This is a genomic window from Paraburkholderia ribeironis (genome assembly GCF_900019265.1).
GTDB classification, from domain to species: domain Bacteria; phylum Pseudomonadota; class Gammaproteobacteria; order Burkholderiales; family Burkholderiaceae; genus Paraburkholderia; species Paraburkholderia ribeironis.
The window spans coordinates 152,444-172,860 of sequence record NZ_CYGX02000005.1 but is presented as its reverse complement, the minus strand read 5'-3'; the positions used below and the strand labels follow the sequence as shown (position 1 = coordinate 172,860).

15 protein-coding genes are annotated in these 20,417 nt (G+C 62.8%); 8 read left to right on the top strand and 7 right to left on the bottom strand.

Annotated features, from left to right (window positions below; translation table 11 throughout):
• Positions 1 to 43 precede the first annotated feature (43 nt).
• The 3 genes from BN2475_RS02180 (at position 44) to BN2475_RS02170 (ending at position 2,690) form a co-directional block, all read left to right on the top strand.
• Positions 44 to 1,012 carry a fimbrial protein gene (locus tag BN2475_RS02180; RefSeq protein ID WP_094777929.1) on the top strand — a complete coding sequence of 323 codons (969 nt, stop codon included), beginning with the start codon at positions 44 to 46 and terminating at the stop codon, positions 1,010 to 1,012.
• 443 nt (positions 1,013 to 1,455) lie between these two features.
• A complete protein-coding gene (locus tag BN2475_RS02175) occupies positions 1,456 to 2,181 on the top strand; it encodes a cytochrome c oxidase assembly protein (protein ID WP_174641847.1) in 726 nt (241 codons plus the stop codon).
• Positions 2,178 to 2,690 (top strand): CopD family protein, encoded by a 513-nt coding sequence (locus BN2475_RS02170; protein WP_094777928.1) that lies wholly within the window; start codon positions 2,178 to 2,180, stop codon positions 2,688 to 2,690. The genes BN2475_RS02175 and BN2475_RS02170 overlap by 4 nt, the downstream gene beginning before the upstream one ends.
• On the opposite strand, the gene BN2475_RS02165 is transcribed toward BN2475_RS02170, so the two are convergent.
• Positions 2,654 to 3,166, bottom strand: coding sequence for a DUF2231 domain-containing protein (locus BN2475_RS02165; protein WP_094777927.1), 513 nt, complete (start codon positions 3,164 to 3,166; stop codon positions 2,654 to 2,656). The two genes, BN2475_RS02170 and BN2475_RS02165, sit on opposite strands and share 37 nt — an antisense overlap.
• Before the next feature lie 51 nt (positions 3,167 to 3,217).
• Between BN2475_RS02165 and coxB the strand changes: the two genes are divergently transcribed.
• The 5 genes from coxB to BN2475_RS02140 all read left to right on the top strand — a co-directional run bounded on the left by coxB (position 3,218) and on the right by BN2475_RS02140 (position 9,244).
• On the top strand, positions 3,218 to 3,904 hold the full coding sequence (coxB, locus tag BN2475_RS02160) for a cytochrome c oxidase subunit II (protein WP_094778021.1): 687 nt from the start codon (positions 3,218 to 3,220) through the stop codon (positions 3,902 to 3,904).
• On the top strand, positions 3,901 to 6,438 hold the full coding sequence (gene ctaD, locus BN2475_RS02155; protein ID WP_094777926.1) for a cytochrome c oxidase subunit I: 2,538 nt from the start codon (positions 3,901 to 3,903) through the stop codon (positions 6,436 to 6,438). Before coxB ends, ctaD begins: the two co-directional genes overlap by 4 nt.
• Positions 6,435 to 6,770, top strand: coding sequence for a hypothetical protein (locus tag BN2475_RS02150; RefSeq protein ID WP_094777925.1), 336 nt, complete (start codon positions 6,435 to 6,437; stop codon positions 6,768 to 6,770). Before ctaD ends, BN2475_RS02150 begins: the two co-directional genes overlap by 4 nt.
• Positions 6,771 to 6,860: 90 nt before the next feature.
• Positions 6,861 to 8,186, top strand: coding sequence for a ferredoxin reductase family protein (locus tag BN2475_RS02145; protein ID WP_094777924.1), 1,326 nt, complete (start codon positions 6,861 to 6,863; stop codon positions 8,184 to 8,186).
• Between the two features lie 290 nt (positions 8,187 to 8,476).
• The gene (locus tag BN2475_RS02140) at positions 8,477 to 9,244 is read left to right on the top strand and encodes a tetratricopeptide repeat protein (protein WP_094777923.1); all 768 of its coding nucleotides are present in this window, start codon (positions 8,477 to 8,479) and stop codon (positions 9,242 to 9,244) included.
• Positions 9,245 to 9,404: 160 nt separating this feature from the next.
• On the opposite strand, the gene BN2475_RS02135 is transcribed toward BN2475_RS02140, so the two are convergent.
• The 6 genes from BN2475_RS02135 to BN2475_RS02110 form a co-directional block, all read right to left on the bottom strand.
• Positions 9,405 to 10,280 carry a haloalkane dehalogenase gene (locus BN2475_RS02135; RefSeq protein WP_094777922.1) on the bottom strand — a complete coding sequence of 292 codons (876 nt, stop codon included), beginning with the start codon at positions 10,278 to 10,280 and terminating at the stop codon, positions 9,405 to 9,407.
• Complete coding sequence (locus BN2475_RS02130) at positions 10,277 to 10,927, bottom strand: TetR/AcrR family transcriptional regulator (RefSeq protein ID WP_245841127.1); 651 nt, start codon at positions 10,925 to 10,927, stop codon at positions 10,277 to 10,279. Before BN2475_RS02130 ends, BN2475_RS02135 begins: the two co-directional genes overlap by 4 nt.
• 310 nt (positions 10,928 to 11,237) lie before the next feature.
• Positions 11,238 to 13,334, bottom strand: a complete 2,097-nt coding sequence (gene glgX, locus BN2475_RS02125; protein ID WP_094777921.1) for a glycogen debranching protein GlgX — start codon at positions 13,332 to 13,334, stop codon at positions 11,238 to 11,240.
• Positions 13,324 to 15,819 (bottom strand): glycogen/starch/alpha-glucan phosphorylase, encoded by a 2,496-nt coding sequence (locus BN2475_RS02120; RefSeq protein WP_094777920.1) that lies wholly within the window; start codon positions 15,817 to 15,819, stop codon positions 13,324 to 13,326. Before BN2475_RS02120 ends, glgX begins: the two co-directional genes overlap by 11 nt.
• Before the next feature lie 33 nt (positions 15,820 to 15,852).
• On the bottom strand, positions 15,853 to 18,249 hold the full coding sequence (locus BN2475_RS02115; RefSeq protein WP_094777919.1) for a phosphoketolase family protein: 2,397 nt from the start codon (positions 18,247 to 18,249) through the stop codon (positions 15,853 to 15,855).
• A gap of 856 nt (positions 18,250 to 19,105) precedes the next feature.
• Complete coding sequence (locus tag BN2475_RS02110) at positions 19,106 to 20,317, bottom strand: NHL repeat-containing protein (protein WP_143325719.1); 1,212 nt, start codon at positions 20,315 to 20,317, stop codon at positions 19,106 to 19,108.
• Positions 20,318 to 20,417 lie beyond the last annotated feature (100 nt).

Below are 20,417 nucleotides of genomic sequence, written 5' to 3'. Positions count from 1 at the left end.
TTGGATTCGGGTGGTTCGCGCTGTCCGGACCGAAAAGCGGGAGATGATGATGATGTCGAGATTGACTGGTTTGCTTTGCCTCGTGCTGGCGCTGATGCTGCCTGCAATGGCACGGGCCGGGTGCACCGGCACTGCGTCCCAGAATGCCCTCAATATCCAACCCAAGGTGCCCGTCTTTGACCCGGCCGCCGCGGACGGCACGGTGCTGTGGAGCTCCGGGCTGCTCAACAGCTCGGTCTCGACCGCCGTTACGTGCTCCGACGGCTACGGCACGGTGGTGGAGACCGGCGTGGGCACGTACAACAGTACCTACCAGACCTTCTCCACCAACGTTCCCGGCATCGGCGTGAGGCTTCAGGACATCAACAAAACTCCGCTTCCGGTCAACATATCCTCGTGGGCGTCGCTAACCAACCTCGCCGGCGGTACGGTTGCGCCGTTCTACGTTCAGATCGTGAAGACTGGGCCAGTCACGGCTGGTGGCAGCATCAGCGGGAATATCGTCAAGTTCCTGGCGCAGAACGGCACGTACCCGATGATGTACGTGTACTTCACTGGTCCAATCATCATCAACCCGACGATACCGACGTGTGCGGTGACCAATCCGCAGATCACAGTGCCGCTCGGCAGCGTCGCGGCAAGTTCGTTGGCCTCGGCTCCGCAGTCCTCCTTCAATATCGGGCTGAACTGTTCGGGAGGAGCGTCAGGCGTGACCGCGAGCGTATACACAACCTTGACCGACCAGAGCAACCCGGGCAACGTGTCCAACACGCTGTCGCTCACTTCAGCTTCAACCGCGAGGGGAGTCGGCATCCAAATACAGAATGGGCCGAACGTCATCAGTTACGGCCCTGACTCCAAAACCATTGGCAATACGAATCAATGGCTCGCGGGTCAGACGGGTAATGGCAGCTTCACCATCCCGCTGACGGCGCGCTACGTGCAGACCGCCACTTCCATCACGCCAGGAACCGCGAACGGGATTGCCACGTTCACGATCGGCTATCAGTAATGGGCGCGCCATCGCATTCACCATTCCTGATCGGCCGCGTGCACATCCGTGAAACCACCGAGTCAAGGCATTGCGGTGCACCATTCGCGCAGTCTGCCGCGACGCGCACCCCGCTTGTTACCGTTTGCGCAGATGCTCGGTGACTTGCGCAGATCAATCTCCGACACCAGCAATGCACGGATAGCTGGCTCTCGGCAATTAATTTTCCTACAGTAGATTCACGATCAATCGGATCGTGACCCGTCTGACAATTGCCCAGGTTCTACCAGCGCGTTCCACGCAACGACGTGTGAGGTGATGGAAATGGTAGATGAAGATAGTCTTTCGGTAACAGTGACTCGCGACGATCTGATTGTCCTCACGACCGTCGAGTGCAGATTGGCAGGAAAAGCGCAGGCCATGTGTTACGGATTCCAATCCGGACCATCGGAAAATCTCGCGCCATGCCCACTTTTCTAATCGCCTACTGCGGTCCTGCCGCCGTGCCTGACGATGTGTGGCTGCGCTGGAACACGGACCCGCTGCTGCTTGCGGTACTTGCCGCCCTCGCGTTCATCGTCGCCAGCGGTCGCTCAGCCGACACGCGAGCGGGCTGGGTGGCGCTTGCGCTGATGATCGTCGTCTTTGTCTCCCCATTGTGCGCGCTGTCGTCGGCGTTGTTTTCAGCGCGCGTGACCCATCACATCATTCTGATCGCCGCTGTCGCGCCGCTGCTCGCGTGCGCCTTTCCGCTGTCTCGCGCCGGCTATCCGCCGCTCGTCCCAGTGGTCACCGCGCATGCCGTGATCGTCTGGCTCTGGCACGCACCGGGCCCGTACGCATGGGCACTCTCGACAGTCCCGGCCTACTGGTTGATGCAGTTCACGCTGCTTGGCAGTGCCTGGTTAATGTGGCGCAGTATCCTGGCACCGTCGATGCAGACAGGCGCCGCGTTGATGGCACTCGGCGCGACGATCGGACAGATGGGTCTGCTCGGCGCCTTGATCGTGTTCGCTCCCGTACCGCTGTATGTGCCGCATTTGGGCACCACCGCCGCCTGGGGACTCACCCCGCTCGCCGACCAGCAACTCGCCGGGCTGTTGATGTGGGTATTGGCGATGGTCCCTTATCTGGCAGCTGGCCTCTGGATCGCCTGGTCCAGCCTGCGCGCAAGAGAGCCCGCACTGTGACGACCCTGCTGAAATTCATTCATCTGGGCGCGATCGCAATCTGGTCGGGCGGTCTGATCGTGCTGCCCTTTCTGTTCTGGCAGCGCCGCATGCTGACGGCCGGTCCTGACCTCGACCGGCTGCATCGCATCGCGAGACTGGTCTATGTGGAACTGACATCGCCCGCCGCGTTTGTTGCGATTGCAAGCGGCACGTGGCTGATCTTCCTGCAGGCCACCTTCGTCGAATGGTTTTCCGTGAAGATGGTGCTGGTCGGCATCATGGCGATGCTGCACGTGGTGGCCGGGCTCGTGCTGCTGCACCTGTTCCTGCCCGAGGGCCACTTCGGCCGCCTGTCGTGGATCGCGCTGACGACTGCCTATGTGCTGGTGATCGTCGCGATCATCTGGGTCGTGCTGGCCAAGCCGCACATCGACGCAACCCTGTTCGCCCCGCATCTGTTCGAGCCTGGCGGACTCGCCCGATGGCTGCATCATTCCTTCGGCGAAACCATGATGCCGACGCCATGATCGAACACGAGCTTGCCCCCATGCCAGCCGGCGAAGCCCGTCATCACCGACGCGAGCGCCGACAACGCGAGCCCATGCGGCAGGATCTCCGCGGGATAGAAGAGACGCACGCCCCAGTTCGCGCCCGCGATCGCGACGAGAGTCATCGCCGCGACGGCATGAGACCAGCTGGCCTCCCTGAGCCGGATGCCAGGTACGAGCAAAAGCTCAGCAGTACCGACGAAGCTCGCGGCCACGCCACTCCAGAACGCAAAGCCGGCCACCCACAGACCTGCCCTGACCCAGAACGGATCGCCCGACCACCAGTAGATGACATCCACCCCAAGCGTGGCGACGACGAACGCAATCGGGAAGTGCACCATCATCACGTGAATCGGATGGCCGACGAGCGCGACCGCCGACCCCGCATCCAGCCGCAACAATTCCAGCAGCACTTCGCTCCTGGCATGAGATCCGGAATCGTCTTTCTTTGCCATGGTGCAAGTCCCCCGCGTCGAATGCGTGATCCTTCGAAGCATCATAGCTGCTTGCGTGTACCGGTCCAAGCAGGATTGTTCGCGGCGCTGTCGGGCTGTGCGGGTCCGCTGTCGACGCTGACGCCGTCCGGCCGCTCGGCTGCGTCGATCGCCGGGCTGTGGTGGACGATGCTGGCCGGATCGGTCGTGCTGTTCACGCTGGTGCTCGTGCTATTCCTGCTGGTGATCTACCGGCCTGGCTGGGGCTCGCGTGTGTCGGCGGCGCGTTGGGTGGTGCTCGGCGGCCTCGTGTTGCCTGCCGTAATCCTGATTCCGCTGATCTGTTATGGCCTGTTTGCCGGCGAACGATTGCTGCCGCTACCGGGCATGACGCCGCCGCGCATCGAGGCCATCGCGAAGCAATGGGTCTGGACCTTCCGCTACCCGGACCAGGGCGGCGTCGAAACACGCAACCTGCTGCACCTGCCCGCCGGCACGCCGGTCGATATCGTCGTCACCAGCGAGGACGTGCTGCATTCGTTCTGGATTCCGCGCTTCGCCGGCAAGATCGATGCCGTGCCCGGGCATGCCAACCGTCTGCGCGTAGAGGCCGATCAACCCGGTCGCTACGAAGGGCAGTGCAATCAGTTTTGCGGGGTCGGTCACACCGGCATGCACTTCGCGGTGATCGTCGATCGTCCGGAAGACTTTGCCGCCGCCGTCAAGGAGGCGGCCGCCAACGGGGAGGTGAAGAAATGAGTGTGCCTGCCGAGCCGTCGTCACAGGGTATGCGCGCATTGCGGCTGCACCGCCAGCTCGCCGCGATCTGGGCCACCGGACCGGGGGTGCAGCAGCTCGCCGCCGTGAACCACACAGTCCTCGGCATGCGCATGATGATCACGTCGTTCCTGTTCTTCGCGATCGCGGGCGTGCTGGGCATGCTCACGCGCGTGCAGCTCGCGACGCCTCACGCAGCCTTCATGGACGCCGAGACCTACAACCAGGTCTTCACGATGCACGGCTCGATGATGCTGTTCCTGTTCGCCATTCCGATGGTGGAAAGCTTCGCGGTCTATCTCACGCCGAAGATTCTCGGCACGCGCGATTTTGCATTCCCGCGTCTGACCGCGTATGGCTACTGGTGCTATCTGCTGGGCGGCATCATCCTGACGGTGTCGCTGATCATGCGCTCCGCGCCCGACGGCGGCTGGTTCATGTACACGCCGCTCAGCTCGCGCGTCTACACGCCGGGCATCAACGCCGACGTGTGGCTGCTCGGCATCACGTTCGTCGAGATTTCAGCGCTCTCGCTGGCGGTGGAGATCGTCGTCTCGATCCTCAAAATGCGTGCGCCCGGCATGTCGCTCGACCGCATGCCGATCTTCGCGTGGTACATCCTCGTCACCGCGATGATGATGATCGTGGCGTTCCCGCCGCTGATCCTCGGCTCCATGCTGCTCGAAGTCGAGCGCGCGTTCGATCTGCCTTTCTTCGACCCGCGGCGCGGTGGCGACGCGCTGCTCTGGCAGCATCTGTTCTGGCTATTCGGCCACCCCGACGTGTACATCATCTTCCTGCCGATGGCGGGCGTGCTGTCGACGATCATCCCGGTCTTCGCGCGGCGGCCGCTGGTCGGCTATCGGACCATCGTCGTCGCGATCATCGCGCTGGCCTTCCTGAGCTTCGGCATCTGGGTCCATCACATGTTCACGGTGGGCATTCCGCATCTCGCGCTGGCGTTCTTCTCGGCGGGCTCCGCGATCGTCGCGGTGCCGACCGCGATTCAGGTCTTCGCGTGGCTCGCCACGCTGTCGCACGGACGACCGCGCTGGGACGTGCCGATGCTGTATGTGTTCGGCTTCTTCTTCGTGTTCACGGCGGGCGGACTGACCGGCGTGATGCTCGCGATCGTGCCATTCGACTGGCAGGCGCACGATACCTATTTCGTCGTCGCGCACATGCACTACGTGGCGGCCGGCGCGCTCGCATTTCCGATGCTGGCGTCGTTCTACTACTGGCTGCCGCTGCTGACCGGCCGCACCGCCGTGCACAAGCTGTCGTTGCCGGCCTTCTGGCTGGTCTTCATCGGTTTCAACATGACGTTCTTCCTGATGCACCTGATCGGCCTGCTCGGCATGCCGCGGCGCATCTTCACCTATCGCGGCGACGAAGGCTGGAACTGGCTCAACCTGCTGTCGTCGGTGGGCAGCTTCGTGATGACGATCGGCTTCGCGTTGGTAGCGATCGACATCCTCGTGCAACTGCGCTACGGGCGGCGCGTGCGGCGCAATCCATGGGACTCGACCACGCTCGAATGGGCGATGCCGATTCCGCCCGCGCCGTATGCGTTCGCCTCGATTCCACGGATCGGCGCCGAGACGGAAGGCGTGACGCCCGGCACGCTGGCGGCGTCGCTCGCACGCGGCGAAGGTTATCTCGGCTTCACGCGCAACGGCTGGCAGGAAACGCTCGGCGTGCATATGACCTCGGGCGAGCCAGAACAACTGATCGTGCTGCCACGCGCGACCTATCTGCCGCTCGTCACCGCGCTCGTCACCTGCGCGGCGGTGCTGGCGATGCTGTTCAAGTTCTATCTGCTGTCGCTCGCGTTAGCGTTCGTGACCTTTGGCCTCTTCATCTATGCCGGCCAGAGCGCCGGCCATGCGCGCGACTACGGGCCGCTGCCGGTAGGACGTGGCGTCAGCGTGCCGCCGCATACCGAAGTGGACGGCGCGCCGGCGCGGCTGGCGCTGATCTGCGCGCTGGTGGCCAATGGCACGCTGTTCACGTCGCTGGTGTTCGGGACGTACTATCTGTGGTTCGCCGCGCCAAACTGGCCGGCTGCGGCGACGCCTGAACCAAGCCGCCTGTTCGCGCTCGTCACGGTGGTAGCCCTCGCCGCCGCCGCGGCCTGCGCACGCGGCACGCTGCACGCCGTCGCCGCGGAGCGCGGCGCGCATGGCTGGATCGGCCTGACCGCGCTGGCGCTGATCGTCGCGATCGCCGCCGACGTCGCGCTGATCACCGGCGTCACGCCGCATCCTCGCGAGCACGCGCTCGGCGCGACGGCCGCGGCGCTGCTCACCTACGTCGGCATCCATGCCGGCATCGGCGTGCTGTTCCTGATCAGCAATTTCCTGCGCCTCGGCTCCGGCTTCATTTCCGCGCGACGGGTGACCGACTTGCGCCTCACGCGTATCTGGCTCGACTACACCGAGGTGACGGCGCTCATCGCGCTCGCCCTCGTGCTTGCATTGCCCGGCCTGGTGGCGATGATGGGAGCCCGGCCATGAACGAACGCCCGCTTGCGCCGATGCGTTTGTGGTGGCTCGCCGCCGGCTTCACGATCTGGTGTCTCGCGGTGGTGATTCTCTATGCGCTGCACGCGATCGGCTGCGGGTTCGGCTGGCCGACCGGCCCGCTGCGTGTGAGCCTCGCGATCGTGCTACTGCTGCACCTGGTCGCGATCGGCGGGCTATGGCGCTATCGTGCGGCCGGCCGCGATCCGGGTCCCGAGCGCATCAGCTCGTTCATGCATAGCGTCGTTGTCTGGACCCTGATCGCCGCATTGGCTGCCACCGTCATCACGTTCGGACCCGCGCTTTTGCTCACCACGTGCCTCTGACCGGCGCGCAGTCCTGCGCGAAATGACCGGGACGGCACTCAGCGGCGCGGCCCACTCGATGCATTTCGCGGCTGGAATAGAGAGGCCTTCATGCAGAATCGCGATCTCGTGCGCAAGGCCATCTGGTCCGCCATCTATCTGCTCTTCATTCTCGCGCCGCTGTTCGCGCTGCTCGCGGGCAACCTGCCGCCCGCGCGCAATTTCGCCACCGAGTTCTCGGTCGCGCTCGGCTATTCCGGTCTCGCGATGATGGGGCTGCAATTCGGCCTTACCGCGCGCTTTCGCCACGTGACCGAGCCGTGGGGCGAAGACGTCATCTATCACTTCCATCGGCGTGTCTCGCTGCTGGCGGTCGGCCTCGTCGTGGCCCATCCGTTGATTCTGATCGCGATCCGCTCGGAATCGCTCGCGCTGCCGGAGTCGATCTGGGACATCCCGTGGGGCGCGCGTTTCGCAGTGCTATCGATCGGCGCGTTGATCGTGCTCGTGGTCATGGCGTTGTGGCGCAAGCAACTGAAGATCCGCTACGAGTTCTGGCATCTGTCTCATATCGTGCTCGCGCTGACCGCTATCGCGGCCGGCATGCTGCATATGGTCGGCTGGGGCTTCTATCTGGCCGATCCGCTCAAGCGCGCGCTGTGGATCGGCATGACGGTCTTCTGGATCGGCCTGCTGTTCTATGTGCGCCTCTTCAAGCCGCTGTTCATGCTGCGACGTCCGTATCGCGTGACGGAGGTGCGTACGGAGCGCGGCGACACCACGACGCTGGTGATGCGGCCGGAGGGTCACGCGGGCTTTCGCTTCAAGCCCGGCCAATTCGGCTGGCTAACGTTATGGGCAAGCCCGTTTCGCATCACCGGGCATCCGTTCTCGTTTTCGTCGAGTGCCGAAGCCGCGGACGGCCGCGTCGAAATGACGATCCGCAACCTCGGCGATTTCACCAGCGCGGTGAAGACGGTGCCGGTCGGGCAGCGCGTCTATCTCGACGGACCCTATGGCGCCTTCACGATCGGCAATCCGACCGATATGCACGTGCTGATCGCGGGCGGCATCGGCATCACGCCGATGATGAGCATGATCCGCACGCTGGCCGATCGCGGCGACACGCGTCCGCTCGTGCTGCTTTACGGCAGCAAGTCCTGGGAATCGTTGACCTTTCGCGAGGAGCTGGAGACGCTCAAAGCGCGACTCGACCTGAAGATCGTGTACGTCCTCACAGACCCGCCCGATGGCTGGACCGGAGAAAGCGGGCGCATCAACGCGGAGATGTTCCGACGTCATCTGCGGCCCGCGTATGCCGATCACGAGTACTTTATCTGCGGACCCGACGTGATGATGGATGCAATCGAAACCGCGCTGGGCGAGATGAAAGTGCCGCTCGCCAGGTACCATTCCGAACGCTATAGCTTCGTGTAGGAGAGTTGCGATGCGCCGACTGTTCGCTAATCGCCTCGTCGTTGCCACGGGCGTGATCGTGGTGGTGCTGTCGTTCGTGTTTGCGCTGCTGCGCGTGAGTTCATCGCATTAGCAGCGCGACGGTATGCGTCCCCAAGCGTAAACTGTCGGAACGTTGCGGGCACGTACACTGTCATAAGCTAGCCTGTGGAAACCGGCGCCGCCATTCGTGGCGGGTGCTGCGGCAGGTGTTTTTGCAGCTGCCTCGGCAGGTGCGTCCTCAAACTCTCAAGCCAGAAAATTGAATCGCTATGCGCTTCTTCGGAATCGGTCTTCACGTCATCATCGCCATTTTCTTCGCCGTGCACGCAGTGCGCACCCGGCAAGGCATGTATTGGCTTTTCATTCTTTTCGTATTCCCGATGCTGGGCAGCATCGTGTATCTCTTCGCCGTCTATCTGCCGAGTCTGCGTCAGTCGCGCGGGGCACGCGCGGCGGCCCAGGCCATCACGCAGTTCGTCGACCCCAATCGTGCCGTGCGCGAGGCACGCGTCAACTTCGATCGCGCGCCCACCGTCCAGCATCGCATGCGACTCGGTGAAGCGTTGCTGGCGGCGGGCGATGCGAGTGAAGCGCTCGAACACTATCAGGCCGCCGCGAACGGCCCCTTCGCCAACGACCCCGCGCTGCTGCTCGGCCTCGGCCAGGCGCAGTTCGCCGTAGGCGACTACCGCGCGGCCGACGCCACCGTGTCGAGCCTGTTCGCGGCCAACCCGCAGGCCCGCAATCAGGGTGCACCCGCCCTGCTCCATGCACGCGCGCTCGCCGCGCTCGGCGCACCCGGTGCGCGAGCGGCCTTCGAGCAGGCGCTGACCTGCGCGAGCGACGTGGCCCCTCGCTGTCTGTTCGCCGACTGGCTCGCGGCGCAACCGGACGCGGCGGATCGCCAGCGCGCCGACAGCCTGTACGGCGAAATCGTTCACGACGCCAAACACTGGACGCGCCACGCAAGGGAACATAACCGCGAATGGTTGCAGCGTGCGCAGGCGGGGCTGGCGACTTCATCGGCGCGACGGTGAAGGTGGGCCGTCAATCCTTTCCGTTTGTGATCGGAAAATTGAGCAAGCTCGTCGCTCACAGACGACTACAACTGATCCGCCGATCGACTGTTATTCCAGTCGGAATTTCATAGGAATGCCAATCATGCGAGCGTCTGTTTCAAGCTGGAAGAACTTCTGATCAGATCAGCCGCTCGATCCACTCCTTGACTGCGGCACCGATCACCTCCGGATGATCCTCCTGCAAGTAGTGAAGCCCCTCGCCAAGCTCCACAACTCTGCAGTCCTTGAGTCTCTTCACAAAAGCTTCAGCGACGGCCGGCGATACCAGAGCGCCCGGATTTGCTGTGAAAAGCAGTTTCGGATAAGAGGACTCTGCTAGCGCACGATGTGCTTTTTCCAAGGTTGAATACACATCCGCCGGTTCTCCAGCGATCGGCAGTTCATTCGGGAAACGCCACGTCGGTCGACGCGACTCAGGGGTTGGAAATGGCGCTCTGTAAACAGCCATTTCCTCGTCCGTCAGTTTGCGTAGGGTTGCCGCAGGCAGACCTTGCTCCACGAATGCATTGCCTTCAAGAATCAACTGCTCGCCCACTCCGGGCGTCCTGAACTTCTGGAAGATTTCGCGCGCATTGGCGTGAAAATCCTCCCAGCGAGGCATCGGCCAGATGAACTCCATAAAGGCTAGCCCACGGATGAACTCGGGCCGGCGGGCTGCCAGGTGAAATGCCAGCGCGGTTCCCCAGTCCTGCGCGATGACGAATGCCGACGAGATTCCGGCATTGGCGAGAAACGCGTCGAGGTAGCGGACGTGATCGGCAAACCGATACTCGATATCCGGCTTTCCCGATTGGCCGAACCCGATGAGATCCGGCGCGATGCAATGCGCCACCGGTGCAACCAGCGGAATGACGTTGCGCCATATGTACGACGAGGTCGGGTTCCCGTGCAGAAAAAGCGCGACCGGTGCTTCGGGGTGTCCTGCTTCCCGATAGGCCATCGTGGAATCGAGAACATTCATCTGGGGCAATACAACATCGAAAGGAACTGTCATTTCTGCTCCTTGAAGATGGTCTGGAAAACGATGTTCTTGAAGCGGTCGAGCGCGGCGGGGCCACGTTCGACCTTCATGCGAAGAATGGCGCCCTCCCAGGAGGCCAGTAGAAATTCGGCGAGATCCATCGGATCGAAGGCCGGGCTAATTTCGCCGGCGGCTTGAGCTTCGGCGATGCACGCGGCAAACAGGGCGCGCCACTCCTGGAAGATGGCCTCCAGCCTCTCGCGTAGCAGACCGCTGCGAGAAGCGGTCTCGAGACTGAAGTCGCCGATCAGACAACCGCGGCTCCATTTGTCATCTGCGAGCACGCCGCTGATGATGTCCAGATAGCGCTTCAGTCGCTGGCGCGGAGTCAGCGACTTGTCGTCCAGCGCCTTTTTGACGAACTCCTTGGTGTGAGCGAAATAGCGGTCCAGCACTTCCCCGGCGAACGCCTCCTTGGAGCGGAAGTGATTGGTAAAGGAGCCGTGCGGAGCGCCGGCGGCCGCGCAGATATCGCGCACACTCGCCCCCTCGTAGCCCGAGCGCAGCATGACCTGGAGGCCGGCGGCGAGAATGCCTTCGCGAAAAGATGGCTTGCTCATGGCGGGAATACGGTCGTGCGTATTGACTTCAAAATACAGCCGTGCGTCTTCGCGTGTCAAGCGCTAATTTGACCTTGCCGGAACGCACGAACCACGCCAACGCGCGCCGCTCGCTCAGCAGGTCGGTGCGGCGGCAACCGGCTAGGCTCTTCGCGCGGCGTTTGAACCAGGAGGGCAACGTAAAGGCCACCCGAACGTGCTCGAATCGTCGGGCGAATAGAAGGAAGAACACTATTGGCGTTCGGCTTCTGCTGCTCACTCGCGGGCACAATCTGCAGATCGCACGCAACCCACGGCACTAGAACCGGGCGAGCACATAAAAAAAGCGTCGCAACTCCAGCCGCCTCACCCGCGATTCGGGCGTCTGCGCTTAACCCTCTTCTTCCAGAACCACGACACTGCGCGCGTCCACGCGACATTGCTCGTTCTCGATCGCGGCCAGTTGCGCCGGGTGCACGATGTCATGCGCGCTGTCGAGTGCGGTATCGACGATACGCCGCCAGCACCGCCCATCGGGCGCAGGCAGCTGGACCGTGCGCGCGGCATCGTCCATGTTGAACACCGCGTGCAGCGCAGGCTCGCCGGGCTCTTCGCCGCCCAGCGTGAAGGCCAGCAGCCGGGCGCCGGGATCGTGCCAGCCCGGCTCGTGCAGGCGCTCTCCGTGCCATGTTGCATCCGGCCGGGTCTGGCCGGGCGAGGGCTGTCCGGTGAGAAAGTGGCGCCGGCGCAGACTCGCGTGGCGCTTGCGCAGCGCAATCAACTCCCGCATGAAGCGCAACATCGCCGCGCCGGCTTCAGTCGGCTTCCAGTCGAACCAGCCGAGCGCGTTGTCCTGACAATAGGCATTGTTGTTGCCACGCTGGCTGCGCAACACCTCGTCGCCGGCGAGCATCATCGGCACGCCCTGGCTCAGGAACAGGATGGCCATCAGGTTGCGCGCCTGGCGGCGCCGCAGACCGAGAATCTCCGCGTCGCTGGTCTCGCCCTCGGCCCCGCAGTTCCACGACAGGTTATCGGAACTGCCGTCGCGATTCTCGTCGCCATTTGCTTCGTTGTGCTTCGAATCGTAGCTCACCAGATCGTTCAGCGTGAAACCGTCGTGGCACGTCACGAAGTTGATGCTATTGATGGGCAGCCTGCCGTCGTCCGCATAGAGGTCCGAGCTGCCCGCGATGCAGGTGGCGACCACCCCGATCAGGCCCGGGTCGCCACGCACGAAACGGCGGATCACGTCCCGATAGCGGCCGTTCCACTCGGCCCACGCCATGCCGGGAAAGGCGCCGACTTGATACATGCCCGCGGCGTCCCACGCTTCGGCGATCAACGGCACGTGCGAAAGCACACGCGAAGACTCGATCGCCCAGGGTAGCGGCGGATCGGCCATCAGTTCGCCGTGCTGGTCACGCGCGAAGATACTCGCCAGGTCGAACCGGAATCCATCGACGCCCAGTTCTTCCACCCAGTATTCGAGGCAGCGAACGATGAATGCGGTCACCAGCGGATGGTTGCAATTGACCGTGTTGCCGCAGCCGGTGTAGTCGCGATAGCGGCGCCGGTCGGCCGCGTCGAGGTGGTAGAAGATATCGTTCGCGAAACCCTTGAAGTTGATGACGGGTCCCGCCTCGCCCGCTTCCGCCGTATGGTTGAACACAACGTCGAGCAGCACGGCGATGCCGGCGGCGTGAAATGCGTCGGTGAGTGCGCGAAACTCCTGTGGCGCGCGTGCCGGGTCGCAGCAGTATCGAGGATGCGGACTGTAGTAGCTATGCGTGCTGTAACCCCAGTAGTTGACCAGTCCGCGTGCCGCCGACGCGGGCGGAACATCCTGCTCGTCGAAGGCCATCACCGGCAGCAGCTCGACGTGGCTGACGCCAAGCTGCGTGAGGTAGGGAATCTTCTCGATCAGGCCGGCGAAGGTGCCGGGATGCTTCACGCCGCTCGACGGATGTCGTGTGAAGCCGCCGACATGCAGCTCGTAGATGATTGCATCGTCGAGTCCGCGCGAGAACCGGGTGTGGGATGCGGGCAGCGGTTCCGTCACGATCGCGCGGTGCGTTGCGTGCGCGGTGCTATCCGGATCGCCGACCGCACGCCGTGTCCACAGAACGTCGCTGACCGCGCGGGCATACGGGTCGAGGAGCTCCCTGCGGAGATCGAACGCGTCGCCGCTACACTGCGTATCGCGCGAAGCGTTCACCCGCCACGTGTAGTACGTGCCGGGCGGCAGCGCTTGCACCATCACATGCCAGAAGAAGAAGGTGCGATTGCTCTCGGCAGCGAGTGTGACGATCTGAAACGGCTCGGGGCTGTCCGCAGCCTCATATAGCAGCAATTCGACGCGCGTCGCGTGGCGACAGAAGATGCAGAAATTGATGCCGCCGGGCACCGCGGTCGCACCCAGGGGGAAACGCGACCCGGCGCGAACCGCATGAGCACGGATCGATTCTGTTTCAGGGTCATCGATCAAGGGCGATCCTCACCGGCGAGATCTTCCAGATCTCCTCGCAGTATTCGTCGATTGCGCGGTCGGAAGAGAACTTGCCCGAGCGCGCGGTGTTCAGGATCGACATGCGAGTCCAGCGCCGCGTGTCCTGCCAGGCCGCGCTGACGTCGTCCTGACGCGCCACGTAGTCGGCATAATCGGCAAGGACGAGAAACGGGTCCGCTTGCGTCAGATTGTCGATCAGCGGACGAAACATCTCGCGATCTCCGCGCGAGAAGTGACCGTTGGCGATCAGCTCCAGCACTTCGCGAAGTTCGTCGTTCGCGTTCACGTAGTCCGCGGGGCGATAACCCGCACGTTTGACGCGTTCCACCTCGTCGGCGCTCAGGCCGAACAGGAAGAAGTTTTCGTCGCCGACTTCCTGGCGGATTTCGACATTGGCCCCATCGAGCGTGCCGATGGTCAGCGCGCCATTCATCATGAACTTCATGTTGCCGGTGCCCGAGGCCTCCTTGCCGGCTGTCGAAATCTGCTCGGACAGATCGGCGGCCGGGTAGACGAAGTGCCCGTTCTTCACACTGAAGTTCGGATAGAACACGACCTTCAGCCGCCCATTCACCGCCGGATCGTTGTTCACCACTTCGGCGACGCCATTGATCAGGCGGATGATGAGCTTGGCCATCGCATAGCCCGGCGCGGCCTTGCCGCCGAACACGAAGCAGCGCGGTGTCAGCGCCAGTTGCGGGTTACGCCGCAGGCGCTGGTACAGCGTGACGATCAGGAGTGCGTTCAGATGTTGCCGTTTGTATTCATGAATGCGCTTGACCTGCACGTCGAACAGCGCGGCGGCGTCGACCCCTATGCCTGTGGCGCTGCGAATGCGCTCGGCGAGAACGGCCTTGTTCGATTGCTTCACGCGACGCCACCGCTCCTGAAACGCAGCGTCGTCGGCATACGCTTCGAGCTTGCGTAGTCGCGTGAGATCGGTCACCCAGCCATCGCCGACGGTTTCGTCCAGCAGCTGCGCGAGCGCCGGATTGCACAGCAGCATGAAGCGGCGCGGCGTGACGCCGTTCGTCACGTTGTGAAAGCGCTCGGGCCACAATTCGGCGAAGTCGCGCAGCACGGTCTGCTTGAGGAGCCCCGAATGCAGCTCGGCCACGCCGTTGACGGCGTGGCTGCCGACCGTCGCCAGGTGGGCCATGCGCACGAGCCTGTCACCGCGCTCGTCGATCAGCGACATGCGCGCGACGCGCGCTTCGTCGCCCGGATAGCGTTGCCGGATCTCGTCGAGGAAGCGGCGGTTGATCTCATAGATGATTTCGAGCAGACGCGGCAGCAGGCTGCACATGAGCGGCAGCCCCCAGGTCTCGAGCGCTTCGGGCAACAGCGTGTGATTGGTGTAAGCAAGCGCGCGCCGCGTGATATCCCAGGCCTCGTCCCACGGCACCTGACGTTCGTCCACCAGCAAACGCATCAGCTCGGCAACGGCGATCGACGGGTGCGTGTCGTTCAGCTGCACGGTGAACCGCTCCGCAAAATGCCCGATCGGGTCGCCTTTGAGGTCGAGCAGGTGCAGCATGTCCTGCAGCGAGCAGGACACGAAGAAGTATTGCTGCGCGAGACGCAAACGCTTGCCGATCGCGGGCTCGTCGTTCGGATAAAGCACCTTCGACAGCGTTTCGGAAATCACCTTTTCGTTGACGGCCGCGTAGTAGTCGCCCACGTTGAAGTCTTGCAGGTCGAACGACTCGACCGCCTCGCTCTTCCACAGCCGCAAGGTGTTGCACGTGTTGACGTGATAACCGGGCATCGGCGTATCGCAGGCCACGCCTTTGATCTGCCTCGCCGGGGTCCAGCGCACACACAGGCGCCCTTGTGCATCGCTTTCGTTCCGTGTGCTGCCGCCGAGCCCCACGTAGTAAGCCACCTCCGGACGCACGATCTCCCATGGATTACCCTTTTGCAGCCACTTGTCGGTGACTTCAACCTGCCAGCCGTCGCGAATCTCCTGATCGAAGATGCCGAACTCGTAGCGGATGCCATAGCCGATCGCCGGTATTTCCAGTGTCGAGAGCGAATCCATGTAGCAGGCCGCGAGTCGGCCAAGCCCGCCATTGCCGAGCCCGGGCTCTTCCTCGAGCGCGAGCAGTGTGTCGAGGTCGATGCCGAGCGCCTGCAACGCCTCACGCGCGGTGGCTTCGATGCCGAGGTTGACGAGGTTGTTGCCCAGTTGCGGGCCGATCAGGAACTCGGCGGAAAGGTAGCAGGCGACCCGCGCATCGTGCGCGGCGTAGGTCTGCACGGTGGCTGCCCAGCGTGCCAGCATGCGGTCACGCACGCTATAGGCGAGCGCCATGTACCAGTGCTGCGGGGCGGCGATCGCCGGATAGCGCGCCTGCAGGCAGAGCAGATTGTCGACCACGCCGCGCTGCAACGCAGCGGCGCTTAGACCGCTGCGTGCCGGTTCCGCGCTATCCGGCGAGGTCGCTGTGAGGGCGTCGGCCATGGCATTTTTCCCGGTGCCTGCTGTCCACGACGTTCAGAAAGGCCAGACCCAGTCGGCAACCTCGGCGCGGTCCGTGCCGTGCGTATGCGCGTAGTTCAGGTTGCCGATAATCGCGTTCTTCATGTCCTCCCTGAGATGCGCTGTTCTGCCTTGCAAGCGCGGCACGCGGTCGAGCACATCGATCACCAGATTGAAGCGGTCCACCTGATTGAGGATCGCAAGTTCAAGCGGCGTGTTGATGTTGCCTTTCTCCTTGTAGCCCCGCACGTGCAGATTCTCGTGATTGCGAAAGCGATACGCGAGCTTGTGAATCAGCCACGGGTAGCCGTGGAAGTTGAAGATCACCGGCTTGTCGGTCGTGAACAGACTGTCGAATTCGCGTTCGGTCGACCCGTGCGGGTGCTCGCTTGCCGGTTGCATCCTGAACAGGTCGACCACGTTGACGAAACGCAGCTTGAGTTCGGGCAGGCGTTCGCGCAGGATCGCCGTCGCCGCCAGCGCTTCCTGGGTGGCGACGTCGCCGCACGACGCCATCACCACATCCGGTTCGTCATCCTCGTCGTTGCTCGCGCGGCGCCATACGCCGATGCCTTTTGCGCAGTGCACGACGGCTTCGTCGATGGTGGTGAACTGCAAGTGCTTCTGCTTGTCGGCCACGATCACGTTGATGCAGTCGGTCGTGCGCAGGCAGTGGTCGGCCACCACCAGCAGCGTGTTTGCGTCCGGCGGAAGGTAGACGCGTGTGACCGACGGGCTCTTGTTGGTGGCAAGGTCGATGAAGCCGGGATCCTGATGCGAAAAGCCGTTGTGATCCTGCCGCCACACGGTCGACGACAACAGAATGTTTTCCGCCGCAACCGACGCGCGCCAACGCACGTGATTCCTGGAGATGTCCAGCCATTTCGCGTGCTGGTTGAACATCGAATCCACCACGTGCGCAAAGGCTTCATAGGTATGAAAGAAGCCATGGCGGCCCGACAGCAGATAGCCTTCGAGCCATCCCATCAGCGTATGCTCCGACAGCATCTCCATCACGCGGCCGTCGCGCGCCAGTTCGCCGCCGTCTTCATCTTCGGGAAGCATATCGGCCATCCACACCTTCTTGCTGACCTCGTAGATCGACTGAAGACGATTGGAAGCCGTTTCGTCCGGGCCGAACACGCGGAAGGTGCTCATGTTCGCGCGCATGGTGTCGCGCAGAAACTCGCCGAGCGGCCGCGTGTTCTCCTGCAGCACCTGGCCCGCGTGGTGCACGTCCACCGCGTAGGCACGGAAGTCGGGCAGCTTCAATTCCCTGCGCAGTACCCCGCCGTTCGCGTGCAGATTGGCGCTCATGCGCCGCGCGCCTTCAGGGGATAGCGCCTTGAGTTCGGGAATCAGCCGGCCGTCGGCATCGAAGAGTTCGTCGGGCCGGTAGCTGCGCATCCACTGCTCTAGCACTTCGAGATTCGCGGAGTTATTGCGCACGTCCGCAAAAGGCACCTGATGCGAGCGCCACGAGCCCTCGACCTTGTGTCCGTTGATTTCCTTCGGTCCGCTCCAGCCCTTGGGCGTGCGCAGCACGATCATCGGCCAGCGCGGCCGCTCGGTACTGCCGTTCACGCGCGCCTGCTCATGAATGGCGCGAATGTCTGCGAGGATGACATCGAGCGTGCGCGCCATCTTCTGATGCATCTCCGCGTGATCCGATCCTTCGACGAAATAGGGCTTGTAGCCATAGCCGACAAAGAGCGCTTCCAGTTCCTCGCTGCTGATGCGCGACAGGATGGTCGGGTTGGCGATCTTGTAGCCGTTCAGGTTCAGGATCGGCAGCACGGTGCCGTCTCGTGCGGGGTTGATGAATTTGTTCGAATGCCACGCGGTGGCGAGCGGCCCGGTCTCCGCCTCGCCATCGCCGACCACGCAGGCCACGATGAGGTCCGGGTTGTCGAGTGCGGCGCCATACGCGTGCGACAGGCTATAGCCAAGCTCGCCGCCTTCGTGGATGGAGCCTGGCGTCTCCGGCGTCACATGCGAACCGATATGACCCGGGAACGAGAACTGCTTGAAGAACTTCTGCATGCCCTCGGCGTCTTCGCTCTTGTCTGGATAGATCTCCGAGTAGGTACCTTCCAGATAGGCGGGGCCGAGCACGCCGGGCGCACCGTGTCCGGGACCTGCCATGTAGATGACGTCGAGGTCGTCGCGTTTGATCACACGGTTCAGATGCGCCCATACGAACGATAACGCCGGGCTCGCGCCCCAGTGTCCGAGAAGGCGATACTTGACGTGTTCGGCTTTCAGCGGCTCCCGCAGCAGCGGGTTGTCGAGCAAATAGATCATGCCGACCGAAAGATAATTGCATGCGCGCCACCACGCATCGATAAGCTGAAGCTCGTCGCTGCCGAGTGCGGTCTGCTGCGAAGCGTCCGCCGTGGGATGTTTGCCCATATCGACGTCTCCTGTCCTTGCAGCCCGATCGCGAAGGTGTGGCTCGCGTCGGGTGCGCTGCGCAGGCGCTTCGATGATTGATCGGGTCCACGTCGCGCCTGTGGGCGGACCTCTGCAACCGGGTGTTCTTCGCCCAGCTCATGAGCATTCAATAAGCCAGAATACGTTACCGTACGCAGATTGCAAGGATGATCCGGTTGAGTGTCGAACGGCTTGCGAAGCCGTGTCGCGAAACGCGGAGCGCCCTGCGGGAGAACGGCTTGAACGGGTTCTGCGCGGGAGCGCCGGCCGTCTCCGCATGCATCGTCATATGTTCCGATTCATCCGCCGACGCGTGGGCGCGAACAGGCGCCACGGTGACTAAGCAGATGCAGGATATGCAGAAGCGGTGGACTCGAAGGTGACCGAGGAATGAGCTACGTCCGACACTCGCCGGTCCGCGCTCGGCACCGCACGCTCTGCGTGACGGACGTGTGACAGCCTATGGCCACTGTTGCACTGATGAAGAGTGAAGTTTAGCGGCTGTACTGCCCGTCCGATCGGCGGGCATATTCTACGATCGTCATTGCCAACCTCACATGAAGTCAGTCAGGAGCCGCTCGCTGTCACACCGCGGCAAGTCTCTATCAGACTAGCGATAGTTGACGAAGTTGATGATGTCATTGAGGAAGCTCGAAGCTCGCCTATCAACACCAACGCTTTGCGCCGTGCCGCTTGCCGTTATTGACGACGACGGGCGGATCATCGGGAGCGCGCGAAAACGCAAGGGCGACGTCGACGTTCTCGCGCATCAGTTCAGTTGCCCCCGTCCAGGACCGCCTCCGTTCGGCGTGATCGTGCATGCCAGAAGCCACGATCAGTCACTTGGGAACGTGATCTTGAATATCTGCGCCCCGAAACCTCGCGTACCTGCATAGAGGTTGCCACTGCTGTCGGTGACTAGCGAGGTGATGAAGTCCGTCGTGTTTGTGAACGGATACGAAACGACGCTGCCGTCGCTGGCAATACGATCGATCACCAGAGTACCCGACGTGTAGATGTTGCCCGCCTTGTCCACGGCGATCGTGCCGGATGTTGGCAACCGGCTTGCGACCGTGGTGACCGTGCCGTCCGGTGCGATTTTTCGAACGGCGTCGACGCTTCTTACATACAGGTTGTCGTTACTGTCGATTGCAAGATCGGACTGCACATTGAGCGTGAATGTCGCGGCAGTGCCAACCCCATCCTGATTGCCGCTGGTGCCGCTGCCTGCAAAAACCGCCCAGGTGTTGCTGCCGACGTTGAACTTCACAATGCGGTTGTTTACCACATCCGCCAGAAACAGTGCCCCTTTGCTGTCCATGACGAGACCGCCCTCGCCGACTGACGGATTCTTGGCCGCGCTTTCCCAGTTCGCGAACAATTGCTGGTACGTGCCCGAAACAGAGAACTCTTGCAGCAACGCCGCAAATGTGCCTGACGGGCCTGCGATTGCCAAGGCATTTCCCGCCCCATAGATGTTGCCGGACGGGTCGACTGCAACGCCGTCCCAGGAGAATTGAGTCGCCAAGGTGGTGACCACACCTGACGGTGTGACCTTCCGAAGACTGCCTCGATCGGACAGGATGATGTTGCCAGGTGCGTCCGTCGCAAGATGGCCACCACCCCAGAAAACGGCGGCGGCTCCCGTCCCGTCGGCGGGTTGCAGGTTGGTGGTTGCCGAACCGGCGAGACTCGTCACCGACAACGCGGACGTCGACAGACCACTACCGGATGCCTGCCCGGTTGTCACGACATCGTTCGCCGGGCCTGTCGCACTGGCGGGTACGGTGACGACTGCGCCTGCCTGCGTAATGACGGTATCTGACGACCCGCTAATCGTAACGACCGTGCCGTTCGGCGCAGTAACGATAGTTCCGGCAGGCACATTCACCGAACTGTCTGCCTTCATGGTCATGCTGGAACCTGCCGCCAAGGTGACAGGCGACGTCGAAGCCGAGGTCGAACCCGAGTTGCCCGATCCACCGCCGCAAGCGCTTAAACATACGCCGCAACACACCACAAAAGCGGCACGTAAAAGAAATTGCATGTGTTGCTCCCGTTTTCTGATAATTTTTGACTCGGCGGTGTCGGCTTCGGCGCTACAGCTTATGGTTCTTTGATGCGCAAAGCACGCGTTTTACAACGTG

Excerpts from the sequence above, each read along its gene's own strand:
- BN2475_RS02180 (WP_094777929.1), top strand. The coding sequence starts at position 44 with ATGATGATGATGTCGAGATTGACTGGTTTGCTTTGCCTCGTGCTGGCG.
- BN2475_RS02175 (WP_174641847.1), top strand. The coding sequence starts at position 1,456 with ATGCCCACTTTTCTAATCGCCTACTGCGGTCCTGCCGCCGTGCCTGAC.
- BN2475_RS02165 (WP_094777927.1), bottom strand. The coding sequence starts at position 3,166 with ATGGCAAAGAAAGACGATTCCGGATCTCATGCCAGGAGCGAAGTGCTG.
- ctaD (WP_094777926.1), top strand. The coding sequence starts at position 3,901 with ATGAGTGTGCCTGCCGAGCCGTCGTCACAGGGTATGCGCGCATTGCGG.
- BN2475_RS02150 (WP_094777925.1), top strand. The coding sequence starts at position 6,435 with ATGAACGAACGCCCGCTTGCGCCGATGCGTTTGTGGTGGCTCGCCGCC.
- BN2475_RS02145 (WP_094777924.1), top strand. The coding sequence starts at position 6,861 with ATGCAGAATCGCGATCTCGTGCGCAAGGCCATCTGGTCCGCCATCTAT.
- BN2475_RS02140 (WP_094777923.1), top strand. The coding sequence starts at position 8,477 with ATGCGCTTCTTCGGAATCGGTCTTCACGTCATCATCGCCATTTTCTTC.
- BN2475_RS02135 (WP_094777922.1), bottom strand. The coding sequence starts at position 10,280 with ATGACAGTTCCTTTCGATGTTGTATTGCCCCAGATGAATGTTCTCGAT.
- BN2475_RS02120 (WP_094777920.1), bottom strand. The coding sequence starts at position 15,819 with ATGGCCGACGCCCTCACAGCGACCTCGCCGGATAGCGCGGAACCGGCA.
- BN2475_RS02115 (WP_094777919.1), bottom strand. The coding sequence starts at position 18,249 with ATGGGCAAACATCCCACGGCGGACGCTTCGCAGCAGACCGCACTCGGC.
- BN2475_RS02110 (WP_143325719.1), bottom strand. The coding sequence starts at position 20,317 with ATGCAATTTCTTTTACGTGCCGCTTTTGTGGTGTGTTGCGGCGTATGT.